The following is a 16,210-nucleotide window of genomic DNA, read 5'->3' on the forward strand; positions in this document are numbered from 1 at the left end:
ATTTCCATAGATTGTGCTAAAAAACAAGAGGCTATTAAAATTTATTGATATTACTTTTTAATAAGATGCAGTCTGTAGCGAAAAATTTCTCAAAAAAATAAAGGACAAGAACTATACTTGTCCTCAATGGTTAAAATAGTAGATCCTACGTCGAATAAGAGTTATTTTAAATATCAACGATTTAGGCTTAGTTTTAGCAGAGGAAAAATTTTGGTTGCTAAACCTGGAAAGCTAATGGATTAAAGCTTATAGCATACCAGAAGACTAGCCCAGGAGTAAGCGGCTTGCCAAAAATCCCCAGACGCGATCGCATCCTCACAGCCAAAGGTACACCATGACCAACAGTAACAGCAGCCGAGACAACGAAACTGGAGTTAATCAGGTAGCTCTCTCTTGGTCAGATAAAAATTACGCATAAGTTCATTAGATGAAATTGTCCCAAAGATCGCATTCTTTCCAAGATTACAATGAGCCTCTTTGTGCGGTGTTGGCGACTCAACTTTTGACCGTTATCGCAATGACTTAATTGAGGTGAAAGTGTCAAGTCTGAACTGTATTGGCTTATATTTTTTTTGCAAAAAGAATTGAGCAACGAGATTGTAGACAATCTCGTTGCTCAATTAAAACTTAACGAAATAAGTATTTGTTGGCAATTTTTGGGCAGTTCCTATATTTGTAGCCAAGTCATTTATATTACCTGTTTTGATGACTGCAAACTTATCAGTAAATAGCAATACTTCACCATTTCCCGGTGTTACCCAAGCGTGGCGAGTCATTAGGTTTTTGGAGACAACTAAAAAAGATGCATCTCCACGGTAAGCCGAGATCGGTTTACCCATGAAGGTTTGATTATCTCTATTGGCGATCGCATAAGCAGCAGAGGAACCCACAAAAATTTTACTGCCATCTGAGTAAATAGTTTTAGGAAAATTGCTACCGCCGTCTCCCAGCCCCGCAGTTGTAGGCCTTCTTGGAAAACTTAGCTGTCCGCGCTCGACAGTAAAATTAGTCAGGTTAATAGTTCCTATATATACCTTTGTTTCGTCACGAGTCTGTGCAGGATTGGTATAGGTGTCTGTAGTAATCAAAGTCTTTGTTAATAAGTCTTTACCATTCCACCTGTAGATTGAGTTACCTCCATAAACTGAACCGAGGACATAAAGCTTGTCTTCAAAAATATGTAATCGGTTAAGTCTTGTGTCTGCCATATCGTTAGCAAGATCAGCAGAATTATAGCCCCAAAGCTTGCCTTGGTTATTTCCTGCTAAATTTGCCAAAGCAAATATTTTTGCTCCATCGAAAACCATCCGGTAAAGAAAAGCTATCTGGACGGGAATACCTAACCTCTTTTGTTGCTGGTAGCCACTAGTGTAAAGATACCCATTTTTATACTCAAAATCCATTACCTCAGTTACGCCATAACTCTGTTTGGCTTTAAAGTTGAGGTTTTTGTCATAAATTGACAAAGTATTTGCAGACTGGTAAATAATCCAATTTTGCAAAAATTTAACTCGTGCCTTTAAGTTGGCTGGGTTGCTAACTATTTTTTGGTTAGTTCCGTCAGTTTTTATTTTTACTAGTCCTGTTGGAACCGCTAAGACATAAGTTTTGCCGTCAATTGCTACAATGTCACGAGCATCATAATCAGAGTTTGGAATTAGTTTTTTCGTCCCATTACTGTCTACTTCCCATACGCCTTCAGTATTGATGACTGCAACTTTGCTGCCGTTAGTGCAAGCTGCTATTGGCGAAGAAATATTAAGGTATGTAGCTAAAGCGGGGGTAGAATAATCAAACATTGTACAGTTCAGATAAAGTTGACTGAAAAATATTGCTGCTCAATTAAGAAAAGAAGTTTTGGGGATTTTTGCGCGTTTTTAACCTAAACTTGTCTTCAAAAGTAAAAAAAATCTCGCCTACGGTAAACTCAAACTCAAAGGTTGAGTAATCCGCAAAATATGCATATCTGCAAACATCGGTAAAATTAGAATTGAGTTGTTTGTGGTTATGTCGTAGCGATAACCTGTTAATTGGGGGAAAGTAACTTCAATTAATTTGCCTCTCAGCCTGCTTTCTAATTCGACAAATACTTCACTGACACTTTCTGCCCAAGATCGCCCATCTCCTCTAGTATCCCCTCAATCTTTTGTATAGCTAGAGATGAAGGCTTGGTATGTCCTTTCTCGCAACGGTTTACCGTCGAATAAGTTATACCTAAACATGCTGCAAACTGTTCTTGGGTAAGACTAGTTATGCCACAAAGTTCACCGATAAGCTGTCCAACTTCCGGTTGCTTAATTAGCAAAAGTTTCTTAATAGTCATTTAGCTCAGAACGCACCTGTTAATCTGGTGAGTGATATGTATTCCGCTACATCCTATTGGGGCTAATGCTGAATTGATAGGCGAAAATATACTAGATTTTTTATACTTTTTTTAATTTGATAAGTAAGCAATTACACGTCCGTAGATAAAATATTTCCTAATGCAATATGCTTGGGTTAAGAACAATAGTAGGTTGGGTTTAATCCAACAAAGCCTTGATAATGTTGGGTTTCGTTCCTCAACCCAACCTACACCAGTTTTAGTTTTTAAGCTGCAAATTCTGTGAGCTAGGTATTTTCGCAAAATTGGGATGTTCCCCCTATTTCAGCTATTACCATTGTGAAAAAGGGTATTTTACTAAATTGCTGTTGAAATATCTGGAGTCATCAGAAACTTCTTGTCCAATCCAGGTTGGTAATTCAATTTGCTGATTTTCATCACTGAGTTCAACTTCTGCTAATATCAGTCCTTTATTAATACCATCAAACTCATCTATTTCCCAAATCAAACCACCTGACTCTATTTTATATCTGGTTTTTTCTATAAAAGGACGTTTACATAATGTCTCAAGTATTTCTTGAGCATCTTTAACAGGAATAGGATATTCAAACTCTAATCTCGAATATTTAATATTAGGGCCTTTAATGGTCAAAAAACTTTTTTCTCCGACTATACGTATACGTACAGTCGCTTTGTCTTGTGTAGCAATGTATCCTTGACGATATACACTACCTTCAGCTAATCCTCTCCAACTATCTCCTTTCACTAAATATTTCCGCTCTATTTCTTTCGCCATTTTATTTACCAAATTATTGGCTTTTTTATATCAAAAATAGTATAGCAATTCTAAATATTTTCACAAAAACGTGTGTGCAATTCTTGCAAATCAGAGTAAAGTTGTTGAAGTATTGATATTGACTAATTGATAAATAGCGATCGCTTCTACTATAGTACGATAATTTACATACTGACGACGATTTGATGCTATCTGCAGTAAGCAATTGCAACTAGCAGTAAATTCGTCATTTTTATCCCACTTATTTTAAAGTACAGCGAACTGGAAAAACTTTTAATCCTCCATACCCTATGCTCAATTACTAATCCTGAATTCAAACATTTGTTAGATGTAAGAACTCACCAAATTTTCTTGTTTAACTTGTTCTTTTGCTAAAGCTAATGCTTGATGAGCATTTTTAAACTTTGTTGCATCTGTAAATTTACGATCAAAATGCTTTAAGTAAGCTTCTAAATACCGAATACGTAAGTGCGGATCGGTAGGATTCTGAAGAAAAGGGAGGTCAGCTTCAACCATGAACCGGATAGCTAACAAGGGGATAGGACTACGAAGTGGACGAAATTTTGGATTGTGTAAACCAGGACTTTCATTACGTTTATGAAATTCTCCTATCATCAATCCTGACTCAACAAACAAAGGTTTAAGTTTTTGCTGAACACTATCTATTACTTTAGGAGCATCTTCTATATCGATGTCAGGAAAAATAAGTAAAAAAGCTCTATAAATTGCTAATTCCGGCTCTTTAACATCTATTTTCAGAAATATATCTCGATAGCGTCCGACAATCTCTTCTAATTGTTCTGGATACAAATCTTTTGTGTGAATAACTGTTAGACGAACACTGTTGGATTTGAGAGAGTAAGGTACAAACGGGCAAACTGCACCAGGTCTACCTAAGTCAGGATGAGACCTTCCTAAAAATTTTTTCACCCACTCCATAATTTCAATTAAGGCAGAAAGGTCTTCGTGTTGCTGGAGTTGTTCGATTTCACGAGTTGTATAGAGTTGCATAAGCTTGAGTGAAATGGAATAATTGTTTAATTCTGAATCCCAAATTAGTTTGACAATACACATGTAGGTGAAACTAATTATTTAAGTCAACAAAACAAGCCTTGTGTTGGTTATTTTTGGTTAATCTGTGGCTTGGAGAAAATAACAATTTTTTACCATTTTGTTTTGTGAACTTCAAGTAAGTTATCTCAATACAACATACATACACAAACATATTTTCCATAAAATAAATTGTTTTTATTTTTTTTGAAATTAGTTTGTAATATGTTATTTACAGGACTAATATTGAGTTTTGAAATACATGTAGGACGTGCTACACTCTGCTAACAGACCCTACAATGACTTGACAGATTTTTTCAAGGACAATTTACGATTCCTATAAGATACGTATGTATCATCATTATTCGGCATTTGCTCCTAGTTTTTTACACTCTTAAGCTTCTGTTATTTTTATGAATACATTATAAATTTTATGTCTAAATAGTTATTTTTACTGTAAAATTTTGGTATAGATTTAACAGCAACTTTAGGGCTACTATCAAGGTAATATACTTTTAGTAAGTAAAAAATTTATATATAATTTGGTATAAGGCAATTTTATAAGCTGGATATTACTTACAGCAGATTACAAATTAATAAAGTACACTCTCCCAAATAGATTAGAGAGGATGCCTAATAGGGTGGGGTAGTTACTCCACTTAGATGAAAAGTACTGTATTTTCGATTAGTTGATCTCAACGTCAAGTATTTGCAGCGAATATCGGTAGTTTAGGCTTTATTTGGTCTAAAAAGAAAAATTGTAGGAGGAGGCAAAATGAGCGGCGACTTCTAGCATTCCCTATAACCCTATTCTTAAGTAAGCTACTCACAAAATTAAATATTTTAGGACTTACGTACTATACCAATTAACCATAATATGCATTCAGCAAAATGTAAGGATTCAGGTGCTGATTGCAACCCCGATTTTGTTGCATATTTACTGTTCTGGGTATTAGACATGGCTCAAAACCCCAAAATTAGTATAGTCAATATGTATGATACGTAAGTCTTATATTTGTTTAATTGGAAGTCCTTTATTTCTCAACAAATTCTTTCACCACTGCCATAGCATCAGGCGGAATCTGCGTAATTAGACGAAATGGGAATGCAGCAGTTGAAGCAAACTGGGCATAGTCTGGTGTCAGGAAGATAGCATAGTTTTTAGCTTCTGGAGTCATTTGTGCAGCAAAGGCCAAGGTTAGAGCTTTAACGTACTTGCGAACATCTGCTGCTTGTTTGCCGACAACTTCACCACCACTAATCGGTGTATTTGGTTGTCCGATCTGATCTAATGTGGTGCTGGGGTCTTTTACACTTAGATGAGTACCCCCAATTATACCAACTAGCGATTTTGGGGATGGGATCTTTTCAAATCCTACAATCTGTTCAGTTAAAGCTGGGGTAGTTTTATCGGCGGAACCTGCTAACACTATGGTAGGAACTTGTATTTTTGTTAACCCAGTTTCGCCAAAAATCAGAGAAGTTGTCGGATTGAGAGCGATCGCTTGTTTGATTCTGGGATCTCGTAGTTGATAGCTATTTTCTGGTAGTTCTTGAGCGATACACTGTACATTTTCTCCCAAACTCAAAATACTCAAGTTCTTTTTACAGCGTTGTTTGAGATGTTCTAGTTGTAACTCGGCTCCAGCAAGTGCTAAAGCTGTACCACCACCAAAAGAATAGCCAACAACCATCGCGTTCGTGGTTGCAAGTTTCCCTTGTAGGGGATGATTAGCCGTTTGGTTGAGCTTTTCTAATTCGTCAAGGACAAAACTAATATCTTGAGGGCGATACAAAAACTCCTGAGGCTTCATGACTCTGGTTTTGCCTTGTAATGTTAGGTTAGCATTTGCCTGATTACTACCGGGATGTTCTAAAGCTGCTACTACGTAACCGTGGGATGCTAAATGTTCTGCTAGGTAACGCAAGTCCGTGCGGACTGACGCGAAGCCGTGAGAAAAGACAATAACGGGTTTGTCGGAAGTTGCAGCAGTTGACCAGTAAATATCAACTGGGATTTTGCGGTCGCGCTTTTGATCGTTCAAGCTTAAATTGAGGATTTTTACTTGAGCGCTTCCTGGTTGGCTGGGATCAAAAGGGAAAGCAATCTGCGGTGTTCCCGGCTTTGCTGTTATTGGGTTGAGTTGGGGAGCGATCGCTAACATAAATTGCTGGGTGCGCCAAAAAGATGTATTTAAATTTCTTGCAACAACCCAAGCCTTTGGCAAATTAATTTCTAAGCGTTTACTGGGATAAGCAGCAATAAAACTTAGTATAGAAAGACCCTGTGGTGCAGTGGAACCTAATACCAATCCTGCTCTCAGTGCTTGTACTCCAGCTTTATCCTTTCGGGCTAAGGCTGTAGCAAAATCATTAATAATAGTTGTACCAATCTGGGTATTAATTAACTTATCAAGTGTGACAACATTCATGGGTATATTCATGCCCAGCGCTCCCAAGAAGAAGCGGCGTTGTTCTTGGGATAATCCTTTAGTGTAAGACTGTAAACTCCCAGGCAATTCCCCAGTTTTTGCAGCCTTTTGCAACTCAGCAAGGGAGATGGATTCTGTAAATAAACCCAAACGCACAACAACTGTATCAGCAGCAATGGCCGAAGTATTTGCCCCGAACTGTGTAAGTGCGATGGCGCTAAATAAACCCGCAACTGTCTTAAGACTTCTCCAACTTTTTCCCATAAACTTTTATACCAATTGCTACTTACGGGAATATAACGGATATTTGTGTATTTGACTACCCCATTAATTGCTTAGAAATAAAAGTAAATTTTTTCTTAACTTGATAGCGATGTCTACGATGGGGTATTCGGTGTCGCTGCAATCTCCTCAAAGCATCTGCTGATGCAAACAGAGCCACATTACAAGCATAACAAAAGCAACGAATTGTAGAATTCATCACAGCTAAAAATTTGAGCATAAATCAGTGTTAACAGCCACAAAAGCTTAATGATTTCTCAGCTAGGTTTAGTACTGTAACGGAGCTACTAAAACAGGATAAGCGATGCATCTACAATCTGCAATTTTTTTGTGACAACAAAATTTAACCGACTGCTTAATGTTTTGTCTTTACCCTTTAAAACGTTTTGCAGATGTGTTGCAGGTGAATAGTCTGACTGCTGTAGCTGCACTATCATTACTCATCAAATTTTACCAGCCGCATCAACAATTTTTCTTGGCTTTATGCGTCGCAGACTCCCATATATTTTAATTGTACTGCTCTCCCTGAGTATTATTACGCTGTGGTGGCCTGTGAATGATTCTGATTGCAATTTCGAGGCTTTTATCGCATCAAAAACTACAAAATTCCAAGTACACGCTACTAAAGTTATTGTTCAGCCGTGGCGCGGTCGTCACCATGTATATGGAATCTTTATGATTCCTGATGAATACAAACAAGCTCCATTTTTTGTATTAACAGTCCAAGGTGCTGGTAGTTACTGTTCAAAACAATTTGGTCATAAACAAAACTTTGATGATATCTTTGCTGAACCAGGAACTTATCTGGTAAAGAAAGCTATTAGAACTCGAAAAACTCTCCGCCTCATTCTCCAAGGTTTGTATTCTCAGGTCAATAATAAAAATAATTGGACGTTGACTTTCCCCGAACCAAAAGCTAGTCAAGATAATTCATAATTCATAAGTTAGCTTGGTGCTTGAGTTTCCAAAACCTGGTTTTTCTGTAACAAGGCACTAGTAGCCTTAACTACAATTTGTGCTGCTCCAGTGAAGAACGATCGCTCGATAGTCGCTGGCACATCACTAGGTTTATGATAGTGCGGAGTGCGTAAATTTGCGGTATCTGTCACCAGCACAGCGCCCACGCCCTGGTACCAAAACGGTGCATGATCGCTGCGTAGGGTGTCTGGTGTCAGTAAACCTTTAAAAGGAATTGGTAGTGTTAGAACTGCTGGTAAAGTTGATTCCTGTTTATTCAGTGCGATTGAGGGGATGTTCTGTAAGTTTTGAAAGGCATTTAACAAAGGCAAATGTTCTGTATCACCGACTACTGCCAAAAAGTCGCCCTTGTCGCTAGGTTGTGTAACAGGCAATCCGGTAGGGTATTTCTGACAACCAGTAGTGTAACAAGCGTAACCTACCATATCCATAACGATCGCTCCGCCTAAATTTTGCAAGCGTGCTGTCTTACTCACAAAAGCCTGACTACCCAAAAGTCCTGCTTCCTCTTTGTCAAAAAAAGCTAGCTGTAACGTCCGTGGCGTAGGACGGGAACCGAGCAATCGGGCTATTTCCAGCACTACAGCTACACCACTGGCATTATCATCAGCACCAGGGGATAAGGCAACAGTGTCGTAATGAGCTGCTACAAGAATTGCTTTAGCGGCTTTGTTAGTTCCTGGACGTTCGGCAAAAATATTCACACCATCGGCGAACTTTTCTAATTTAGGTTTCCAGCCGACTTTTTTCAGTTCCGTTGTAATATAAGTGCGAGTAAGCGATCGCTCTTTTGTGGTGTAGCGCTGAAAATTCAACTTTTGGATATGGTTTAGCAGCTTGTCAGTAGACACTTGCGGGGTTATGTCAACTTCCTTTGACTCTGGCTGTGCTTCGGTTGTTTTTACTGGAATCTGCTCAACAATTGTCGGTGAGGGACGCTGTTCAAAAAACGTACTACCTCTGCTACCCAACACCGCAACTGTCATCAGCACCAATAGCATCAGCCAAATCCATTTTCTCATCTGATTTATCCTTGGCTTCCTGACTTAGGGTAGCGCAAATTCCCAAGCATCACTTTCCAGGATCGCTAGGAAGGGTTTCAATAGGGTTCAGTTAAGGTTTTTTGATGAAAATTCTAGATCCTAAAGACGCGATAAATCGCCGTCTCTTGCGTTAACCGAGATAAATCTGGGCGATTACTGTCGTATTAGCTCCTGACACCTAACATTTGTCTTTTAACAAGAGCATGGCCAGATTGCAGATCAAACCAGTGAATATCTTCAGGGGGCAATGCTAGTGTAATATTTTTGTCACTCCAATTTTGGTCTATTGGCAACAAAGCACGTACTGTAATCGCTTCGGTTTGTGAACCCTCAATCCTGACACTGACCAAATAGTGCATACCCAAGTTTTCTACTAAAAATACTCGCCCTTGGATAGTCTGGGTATCACCTGGTTGAGCAATGCGGACATTTTCTGGGCGGATTCCTAGAACAATCTGCGGTGGTACAGTTGGTATATCTGGCAGAAGCACTTGGAAGTTACCCAGAATGGCGTATTTTCCCTTACAAGGTAGAGTCAGCAAATTCATTTGTGGACTACCAACAAATCCAGCCACAAATAGATTTGCTGGATGGTTATAAATGCGGTCAGGCGGATCGAGTTGCTGCACATAGCCATCGTTGAGTAATGCAACCTTTGTGGAGAGCGTCATCGCTTCGGTTTGGTCGTGGGTGACGTAGACAACTGGCACTTTTTGGGCTGCAAAAATTTGCTTGATATCGGCTCGGACTCTTTCCCGCAGCAGTGCATCCAGGTTACTTAAAGGTTCATCCAGCAGGTAGACATCGGCATTACGCACCAAAGCCCGACCGACAGCAACCCGTTGCCGTTGACCTCCAGACATTTGCCCAGGCTTGCGGTTCATTAACTCTGCTAATCCTAAAACTTCTGCCACTTCTGCCACTCGCTGTTTAATTTCTGTAGGTGGTACTTTTTTCAGCTTCAGTCCAGAAGCGAGGTTTTCGTACACCGTCATGTGGGGATAGAGTGCATAGCTTTGAAATACCATTGCAATATTGCGATCGGCTGCTCGTTTATAGGTAACATCTACCTCGCCGATCTTGATTTGACCATCAGTAGGTTCTTCAAGACCTGCAATCATGCGTAGGACGGTGGATTTACCACAGCCAGAAGGGCCAAGTAAAGTGAGAAACTCATGGTTATCTACAGTTAAACTAACGTCTTTGACAGGGACGACTTTAGGATTATAGGTTTTATTCAAGTTTTTGAGTTCGAGTTTAGCCATTTTGATTTTTATCCTTTAACAGCACCAGCGGTAAGACCTTGGACAATCCGGCGCTGGAAAAACAAAACTAGTAAAATTAAGGGTAATGTCCCGATGACAGTAGCAGCAGCGATCGGGCCATAGGGAATTTCATATATTGTCGCACCACCCAACTGAGCAGCAGCAACGGGAATTGTCTTCAACTCTTCACGAGTCATAAACGTTAAAGCGAAAATAAACTCGTTCCAAGCAAAAATAAAGGTGAGGATTCCAGTAGTCACTAAAGCGGGAAGGGTCATGGGTAGCACGATTTGCCATAGTAGTTGAAAGGTGTTGTAGCCATCGACCCTAGCAGAATCTTCCAAATCTTTTGGCAATTGTTCAAAAAAGCTTTTAAGTACTAAAATTGTTAGCGGCAAATTGATGGCAGTATAGGGTATAATCAGCGCCAGATAATTGTTGCCCAATTTCAGCGCCTGGATAATTTCTAACAATCCTAAGAACAACAGAATTCCAGGAAATAAGGTAACAATCAGAATGCTGGCGAGGATAACTTTTTCACCCCAGGGGCGTAACCGTGCCAAAGCATAAGCCGCAGGTGCGCCGATCGCTAAAGCTACAGCTGTGGAAGTAATCGACACAAAGGCACTGTTAAAGATGTAGCGCCAAAATGGACGACGGGTGAATAACTCAATGTAGTGATTGAAAGTGAATCGTGTGGGGAAATAGACAGTCGGAACGGCGGCAATATCGTCATTTACTTTAAACGAGGTCAGCAATTGCCATAGAGCTGGCGCGAGGCTAAATAGCAGTATTAATACAACTATGATGAACAGCAAGATTTTTTTCAGAGAAAACTTGGTTCCCTCTGTTCGTTTTGGAGTCGTTGGAACTGCTTGTGGAGTTACACTCATGGCTTAAATGGCTCCTGATGTTTTGGCACGGTATTTGTTCAGCAAGAAACTAGCGATCGCCACCGCCGCAATCAATATTAAAAATGTCACTACTACAAGGGCTGCTCCATAACCAAAATCTAAGTAGCGCATCACCGTAGAATAAATATACAATGACACCACTTCCGTCGCGCCACCAGGCCCACCCCCAGTCATCACAGCAATCAAATCGAAAATCCCAAAAGCTTGAGCAAACCGAAATAGGACTGCAATTAAGATTTGCGGCAGCAGCAATGGCAGGGTAATATTGCGGAAACTTTGCCAAGCAGTTGCTCCATCAACTGAGTAAGCTTCATAGAGGTCTTTTGATATCGACTGCAACCCAGCTAGCAACAGGATACTGATAAACGGCGTAGTTTTCCAAACATCAGCAAAAACCACTGCGATCATCGCCAGCGTTGGATCTCCTAACCAATTAATCCCAGTCTTAATCAGCCCCAACCGTTGCAAAATATCGTTCACAACCCCAAACTGGTCGTTAAAAATCCAAGACCACGCCAGACCAATCAAAGCAGTAGGCAAAGCCCAAGGGATAATTGCAGTTGTACGCACTATGCCCCGCCCAAAAAACGCCTGATTAAGAACTAAGGCAATCCCTAATCCTAGCAGTAGTTCTGAGATTACTGATGCTGTTGTGAATACGGTTGTCGCCCACAAACTCTGCCAAAAACGACCATCACCCGCCATCCGCACATAATTCTCTAAACCAGAGAATACAGGTTGTAGCTCTGTTGCCAAATTTTTAGTAAATACGCTTAACCAAAATGCTCGTAAAATTGGGTAGGCAAATACAAACAACAACAGCAGCAATGCGGGTGTTAGTAAGATCCAGGCTGTCTGTTGTTCTCGACTTTTGAGTGTATGTAAATTTGTCATTTGTTATAAGGGATTGGGGATTGGGGTTTTGAACTCCATTAAAGAGTCTTTGAACTCCATTAAAGAGTCTTTGAACTCCATTAATGAGGCTTTGAACTCCTTTAATGAGTCTTTGAACTCCATTAAAGAGTCTTTGAACTCCATTAAAGAGTCTTTGAACTCCATTAATGAGTCTTTGAACTCCATTAAAGAGTCTTTGAACTCCATTAATGAGTCTTTGAGGTGGATGAATGAGTATCCGAGGTGGATGAACGAGTCTTTAAGCCAATGCTTTAATTTCTAACTCCCCCTGCTCCTCTGCTCCCCTGCTCCCCTGCTCCCCTGCTCCCTGCCGCCAGCAGTCGGCGCGTTTCAGCAGCAGCAGCTTTCATTGCTCGTTCAGGATTCATCCGACCGGATAAGGCGGCGCTGAGATAACGCTGCAAAATATCTGATGTCTGAGGATATTGTGCGATCGGCGGACGTAAAACTGCATTGTCCACGACCTTCAATAACTGCGGATAGTGGGGGTATTTAGCAACAATTTCTGGGTCTGTAAACAAATCCCGGCGACTTGGCACATAGCCTGCATTGAAAATGAATCGGCGCTGTGCTTCCCGACTGGTAAAATACTGAATTGCTTTCCAAGCTTCTTCTGGATGTTGAGAAGATTTCGCAATCCCTAAACCCCAGCCCCCTAAACAAGCCGCTCCCGTCTTACCAGGAGCGTGAACCATCGGTTTAATCGCAATTTTGCCCCGGATTGGCGAATTTTCTGCCTGGGCTAAAGGCCACGCATAGGGCCAACTGCGTAAAAACGCTACTTGACCACTTTGAAACAAGCGTCGGGTGTCTTCTTCCTGATAAGTCGTGACTCCAGGAGGAGAAATGCCTTCTTTAACGGTACTACGCAGAAACTCAATCGCTTGTAATGTTTCTGGTCGATCTAGTCCAACTTCGAGCGTCTTGGGATTAACCCAGAAGCCACCAAAGCCATCGAGGACTTCCGCAAACATCGCCACAAGTCCTTCATATTGCCGACCTTGCCAAAGATAGCCCCAATTTACTTGGTTTTTCTTCTGCAAAATTTGGGAAATTCTAATCAAATCATCAAAGGTTTCTGGCGGTTTCAACCCTGCTTGTTTAATTAAATCTTCCCGGTAGTAGAGCATTCCCACGTCGGAACGCACTGGAATGCGGTAAAGCTTGTTTTGGTAACGTCCCCCTTCTACATCCTGGGGTGAAAATGCTGCCAACTCTTTTTTAGAAATGCGATCGCCTAAGGGTAGCAACCATCCAGCAGCAGCAAACTTGGATGTCCAGATCACATCCATATTGATCAGGTCATAAGGGGATTCACCCAAGATAAAAGATGAGGTATACAGGTCTTCGAGCAAATTTGTGGCATTGGGCCCTTCAACTAGGTTAATGCGAATACCAGGGTTCTCAGCCTCGAAGTCTCTAATTAAACCCTGCCTCCAAGGTTCGGCATCAGGAGCAGTCATTAATATATTCAGGGTAACTGGTTGCTGCGAGAGTGCTACCCAACTGAAAAATATAATGCTCAAGAGAGTTGCCAGGAAAACCCCTATATGCAAATAACTTTGTTTTTGGATGAATTTTTGTAACTTGTGAATTGGCTTTCGGTACAACATTATCAATGTAGCGATCGCTAGTGGTAATTATTAAGAAATAAGAACATAAAATATCTAAAAAAAGATTATTTTGTATTATTTTTTATCAAAATCCTTGAGTTTTGAATGCACTTCGCAATGGCTTATTTGAAGGTTCGGTAGTATTAGTCATTGATGGCAAAGGCTCTAGTACCGCAAGGCGGAAGTCAAAAGTCAAAAGTCAAAAGTCAAAAGTATTATGGAATGGGTTTTTTAGGGATTTTAAATGGTTGCTCTATTTACGCCGTGGCCTACTAGTTGAAAAATCGGCAGCAGCAAGTAGGGAAAAGATATTTTTCTTTGCAAGTACCTAAACATAGAGCTTGATAGCTGATAAATTTCTGCCTGTTAACTCTGTCATTTGTTAGAGTAAACGATTGTTCTTGTTGACTAGGATGTGAGTGCTGTCCTTAGTTCCTATACATGGAAGAGAGCGATCATGGCTACCCTTGAACAATTGCAAGCATGGCATGAATTGGCGCAACAACTGCGGATTGATAGTATTCGTGCTACCACCGCAGCCGGATCTGGTCATCCCACCTCCTCAATGTCAGCTGCTGACCTGATGGCAGTGTTACTTGCCAAGCATCTGCGTTACGACTTCAGCAATCCGCACTCCCCTAACAATGACCACCTGATCTTCTCAAAAGGACACGCATCACCGCTGTTGTACTCAATTTATCGAGCGGCGGGAGTAATTGACGATCGCGAATTGATGTCCCTGCGCAAGTTTGGTAGTCGCCTAGAAGGGCATCCAACCCCAGCATTACCTTGGGTAGATGTAGCAACGGGTTCATTGGGACAAGGACTGCCGATCGCTGTTGGTATTGCTTTAGCTGGAGAGTATTTAGACAAGCTGCCTTACCACACCTGGGTTTTGTTAGGGGATAGTGAAATGGCGGAAGGTTCTATTTGGGAAGCCTTTGAACACGCTAGTCACTACAAACTGGCAAATCTAATTGCCATCCTCGATGTCAACCGTTTGGGACAGCGAGGTGAAACAATGTTAGGCTGGAACACCCAAATATATTGCGATCGCGCTCTTGCTTTCGGCTGGAAGGCAATTGAAATCGACGGTCACAACCTAGAAGAAATTGACGAAGCTTATGCAGCAGCTATCGATAACCCCAACTGTCCGACACTGATTGTGGCTCGGACAAAGAAGGGCAAGGGTGTTGCAGATTTAGAAGATGTTGGCGGTTGGCATGGAAAAGCCTTGAAACCTGACCAAGCAAAAGCAGCGATCGAAGAACTAGGTGGTGAACGTCAGATTACCATTGCCGTTTCAAAACCTAATTTACAAATCCAAAAAACTGCAATTGGGCAAATTCAAGCTCTCCAGCTTCCTAGCTATCAATTGGAAGAAAAAGTGGCGACCCGTAAAGCTTATGGGGATACCTTAAAAGCTCTCGGAGCGTCTCGACCAGATGTAGTTGCCTTAGATGGTGAGGTGAGCAACTCCACCTACGCCGAGGAGTTTGCCAAAGCTTATCCTGAGCGCTATTTTGAGATGTACATTGCCGAGCAGCAATTGGTTGCCGCAGCAGTGGGGTTACAAGTGCGGCAGTATAAGCCCTTTGCTTCCAGTTTTGCGGCATTCTTAAGTCGTGCTTATGATTTTGTGCGGATGGCTGCCATTTCTCGCGCCAATATTAAACTTGTTGGTTCTCATGCAGGAATTTCAATTGGTGAGGATGGCCCTTCACAAATGGCACTGGAAGACTTAGCTTCTTTGAGAGCGGTGTACGGCAGCACTGTGCTTTACCCTAGTGATGCCAATCAAACCGCTAAACTTGTCGCCCAAATGGTCGATTGTGATGGTATTGTCTACCTACGCACAACCCGTGAAAGCACACCTGTTCTCTATAAAGCTGAGGAAGATTTTTCAATTGGTGGCAGCAAGGTCATCCGTAGTTCTGAGCAGGATCAAGCAGCAGTGATTGCAGCAGGTATTACGGTACATGAAGCTCTTAAAGCATATCAGCAGCTCAAGCAGGAAGGGATTACGGTACGCGTTATCGATGCTTATTCAGTCAAACCAATTGATGCTACAACCCTGCATCAGGCTGCCCGTGATACCCAGGGCAAACTCGTTGTAGTCGAAGACCATTGGCACGAGGGTGGACTGGGAGCTGCTGTCCTTGATGCTTTTGTGGGTACAGATGCTGCTCCTACCTCTGGTGGATTGCCACTAAACTTAATCAAACTGGCAGTACGGGATCTGCCTGGATCTGGTACTCCAGAAGAGCTACTTCATGCAGCGAAAATTGACGCTTCTTCTATTGTCGAGGCTGTGCGATCGCTTGTTAAACAACCTGCTTGGGTATCAACGAAGTGAGGTAACGCCGTAGACAACTTAATTTTTTTAAACCTTGATTCCATTGTGGGGTAGGCATCTTGCCTGCCCAGAAAGGACGACAAGATGTCATTGGTGTCAAGTTAAGGCAGAAGCCCAAATGTCAAAGGCATGTTCATAGAATTCGGAGTGTCGTTTATTAAATTCGGGCAGTCGTTTATTGAATTCGGGCAGTCGTTTATTGAATTCGGGCAGCCGTTTATTGAATTCGGGCAGCCGTTTATT

13 protein-coding genes are annotated in these 16,210 nt (G+C 41.3%); 3 read left to right on the forward strand and 10 right to left on the reverse strand.

The annotated features are described in order from the left end of the window. Positions 1 to 620: 620 nt before the first annotated feature. The 5 genes from ACFE93_RS23485 to ACFE93_RS23505 all read right to left on the reverse strand — a co-directional run bounded on the left by ACFE93_RS23485 (position 621) and on the right by ACFE93_RS23505 (position 6,865). Entirely contained in the window at positions 621 to 1,799 is a 1,179-nt protein-coding gene (locus ACFE93_RS23485; protein ID WP_375476754.1) for a DUF5050 domain-containing protein, read from the reverse strand. 275 nt (positions 1,800 to 2,074) lie between these two features. Then, complete coding sequence (locus ACFE93_RS23490; RefSeq protein WP_375476756.1) at positions 2,075 to 2,323, reverse strand: helix-turn-helix domain-containing protein; 249 nt, start codon at positions 2,321 to 2,323, stop codon at positions 2,075 to 2,077. 331 nt (positions 2,324 to 2,654) lie between these two features. Beyond that, complete coding sequence (locus ACFE93_RS23495) at positions 2,655 to 3,119, reverse strand: CYTH domain-containing protein (protein ID WP_375476758.1); 465 nt, start codon at positions 3,117 to 3,119, stop codon at positions 2,655 to 2,657. Between the two features lie 324 nt (positions 3,120 to 3,443). Further along, positions 3,444 to 4,130: a DUF6875 domain-containing protein gene (locus ACFE93_RS23500; protein WP_375476760.1), complete on the reverse strand. Its 687-nt coding sequence runs from the start codon at positions 4,128 to 4,130 to the stop codon at positions 3,444 to 3,446. Positions 4,131 to 5,203: 1,073 nt separating this feature from the next. Continuing rightward, positions 5,204 to 6,865: an alpha/beta hydrolase gene (locus ACFE93_RS23505; protein ID WP_375476762.1), complete on the reverse strand. Its 1,662-nt coding sequence runs from the start codon at positions 6,863 to 6,865 to the stop codon at positions 5,204 to 5,206. A 501-nt stretch (positions 6,866 to 7,366) separates the two neighbouring features. On the opposite strand from ACFE93_RS23505, the gene ACFE93_RS23510 reads away from it, so the two are divergent. Continuing rightward, positions 7,367 to 7,819, forward strand: coding sequence for a hypothetical protein (locus ACFE93_RS23510; protein ID WP_375476764.1), 453 nt, complete (start codon positions 7,367 to 7,369; stop codon positions 7,817 to 7,819). 8 nt (positions 7,820 to 7,827) lie between these two features. Here the strand turns inward: ACFE93_RS23510 and ACFE93_RS23515 are convergent, their stop codons facing one another. The 5 genes from ACFE93_RS23515 to ACFE93_RS23535 all read right to left on the reverse strand — a co-directional run bounded on the left by ACFE93_RS23515 (position 7,828) and on the right by ACFE93_RS23535 (position 13,611). Next, positions 7,828 to 8,883, reverse strand: a complete 1,056-nt coding sequence (locus ACFE93_RS23515) for a M28 family peptidase (RefSeq protein ID WP_375476766.1) — start codon at positions 8,881 to 8,883, stop codon at positions 7,828 to 7,830. Positions 8,884 to 9,068: 185 nt separating this feature from the next. Next, the gene (locus tag ACFE93_RS23520) at positions 9,069 to 10,169 is read right to left on the reverse strand and encodes an ABC transporter ATP-binding protein (RefSeq protein WP_375476768.1); all 1,101 of its coding nucleotides are present in this window, start codon (positions 10,167 to 10,169) and stop codon (positions 9,069 to 9,071) included. Between the two features lie 8 nt (positions 10,170 to 10,177). Beyond that, positions 10,178 to 11,062, reverse strand: coding sequence for a carbohydrate ABC transporter permease (locus ACFE93_RS23525; RefSeq protein WP_375476770.1), 885 nt, complete (start codon positions 11,060 to 11,062; stop codon positions 10,178 to 10,180). Positions 11,063 to 11,065: 3 nt separating this feature from the next. Further along, positions 11,066 to 11,977 carry a carbohydrate ABC transporter permease gene (locus ACFE93_RS23530; RefSeq protein WP_104907272.1) on the reverse strand — a complete coding sequence of 304 codons (912 nt, stop codon included), beginning with the start codon at positions 11,975 to 11,977 and terminating at the stop codon, positions 11,066 to 11,068. 272 nt (positions 11,978 to 12,249) lie between these two features. Beyond that, positions 12,250 to 13,611, reverse strand: a complete 1,362-nt coding sequence (locus ACFE93_RS23535) for an ABC transporter substrate-binding protein (RefSeq protein WP_375476772.1) — start codon at positions 13,609 to 13,611, stop codon at positions 12,250 to 12,252. A gap of 101 nt (positions 13,612 to 13,712) precedes the next feature. On the opposite strand from ACFE93_RS23535, the gene ACFE93_RS23540 reads away from it, so the two are divergent. Together ACFE93_RS23540 and ACFE93_RS23545 are read left to right on the forward strand one after the other, a co-directional pair. After that, positions 13,713 to 13,943, forward strand: a complete 231-nt coding sequence (locus ACFE93_RS23540) for a hypothetical protein (RefSeq protein ID WP_375476774.1) — start codon at positions 13,713 to 13,715, stop codon at positions 13,941 to 13,943. 125 nt (positions 13,944 to 14,068) lie between these two features. Next, positions 14,069 to 15,967, forward strand: a complete 1,899-nt coding sequence (locus ACFE93_RS23545) for a transketolase (RefSeq protein WP_375476776.1) — start codon at positions 14,069 to 14,071, stop codon at positions 15,965 to 15,967. Positions 15,968 to 16,210: the final 243 nt, after the last annotated feature.

This window comes from uncultured Nostoc sp., from assembly GCF_964247315.1.
Taxonomy (GTDB): domain Bacteria; phylum Cyanobacteriota; class Cyanobacteriia; order Cyanobacteriales; family Nostocaceae; genus Nostoc.

What these genes read in the sequence shown, in the direction of transcription:
- ACFE93_RS23495 (WP_375476758.1), bottom strand. Translation starts at nt 3,119, where the DNA reads ATGGCGAAAGAAATAGAGCGGAAATATTTAGTGAAAGGAGATAGTTGG.
- ACFE93_RS23525 (WP_375476770.1), bottom strand. Translation starts at nt 11,062, where the DNA reads ATGAGTGTAACTCCACAAGCAGTTCCAACGACTCCAAAACGAACAGAG.
- ACFE93_RS23485 (WP_375476754.1), bottom strand. Translation starts at nt 1,799, where the DNA reads ATGTTTGATTATTCTACCCCCGCTTTAGCTACATACCTTAATATTTCT.
- ACFE93_RS23530 (WP_104907272.1), bottom strand. Translation starts at nt 11,977, where the DNA reads ATGACAAATTTACATACACTCAAAAGTCGAGAACAACAGACAGCCTGG.
- ACFE93_RS23490 (WP_375476756.1), bottom strand. Translation starts at nt 2,323, where the DNA reads ATGACTATTAAGAAACTTTTGCTAATTAAGCAACCGGAAGTTGGACAG.
- ACFE93_RS23535 (WP_375476772.1), bottom strand. Translation starts at nt 13,611, where the DNA reads ATGTTGTACCGAAAGCCAATTCACAAGTTACAAAAATTCATCCAAAAA.
- ACFE93_RS23505 (WP_375476762.1), bottom strand. Translation starts at nt 6,865, where the DNA reads ATGGGAAAAAGTTGGAGAAGTCTTAAGACAGTTGCGGGTTTATTTAGC.
- ACFE93_RS23510 (WP_375476764.1), top strand. Translation starts at nt 7,367, where the DNA reads ATGCGTCGCAGACTCCCATATATTTTAATTGTACTGCTCTCCCTGAGT.
- ACFE93_RS23545 (WP_375476776.1), top strand. Translation starts at nt 14,069, where the DNA reads ATGGCTACCCTTGAACAATTGCAAGCATGGCATGAATTGGCGCAACAA.
- ACFE93_RS23520 (WP_375476768.1), bottom strand. Translation starts at nt 10,169, where the DNA reads ATGGCTAAACTCGAACTCAAAAACTTGAATAAAACCTATAATCCTAAA.
- ACFE93_RS23515 (WP_375476766.1), bottom strand. Translation starts at nt 8,883, where the DNA reads ATGAGAAAATGGATTTGGCTGATGCTATTGGTGCTGATGACAGTTGCG.
- ACFE93_RS23500 (WP_375476760.1), bottom strand. Translation starts at nt 4,130, where the DNA reads ATGCAACTCTATACAACTCGTGAAATCGAACAACTCCAGCAACACGAA.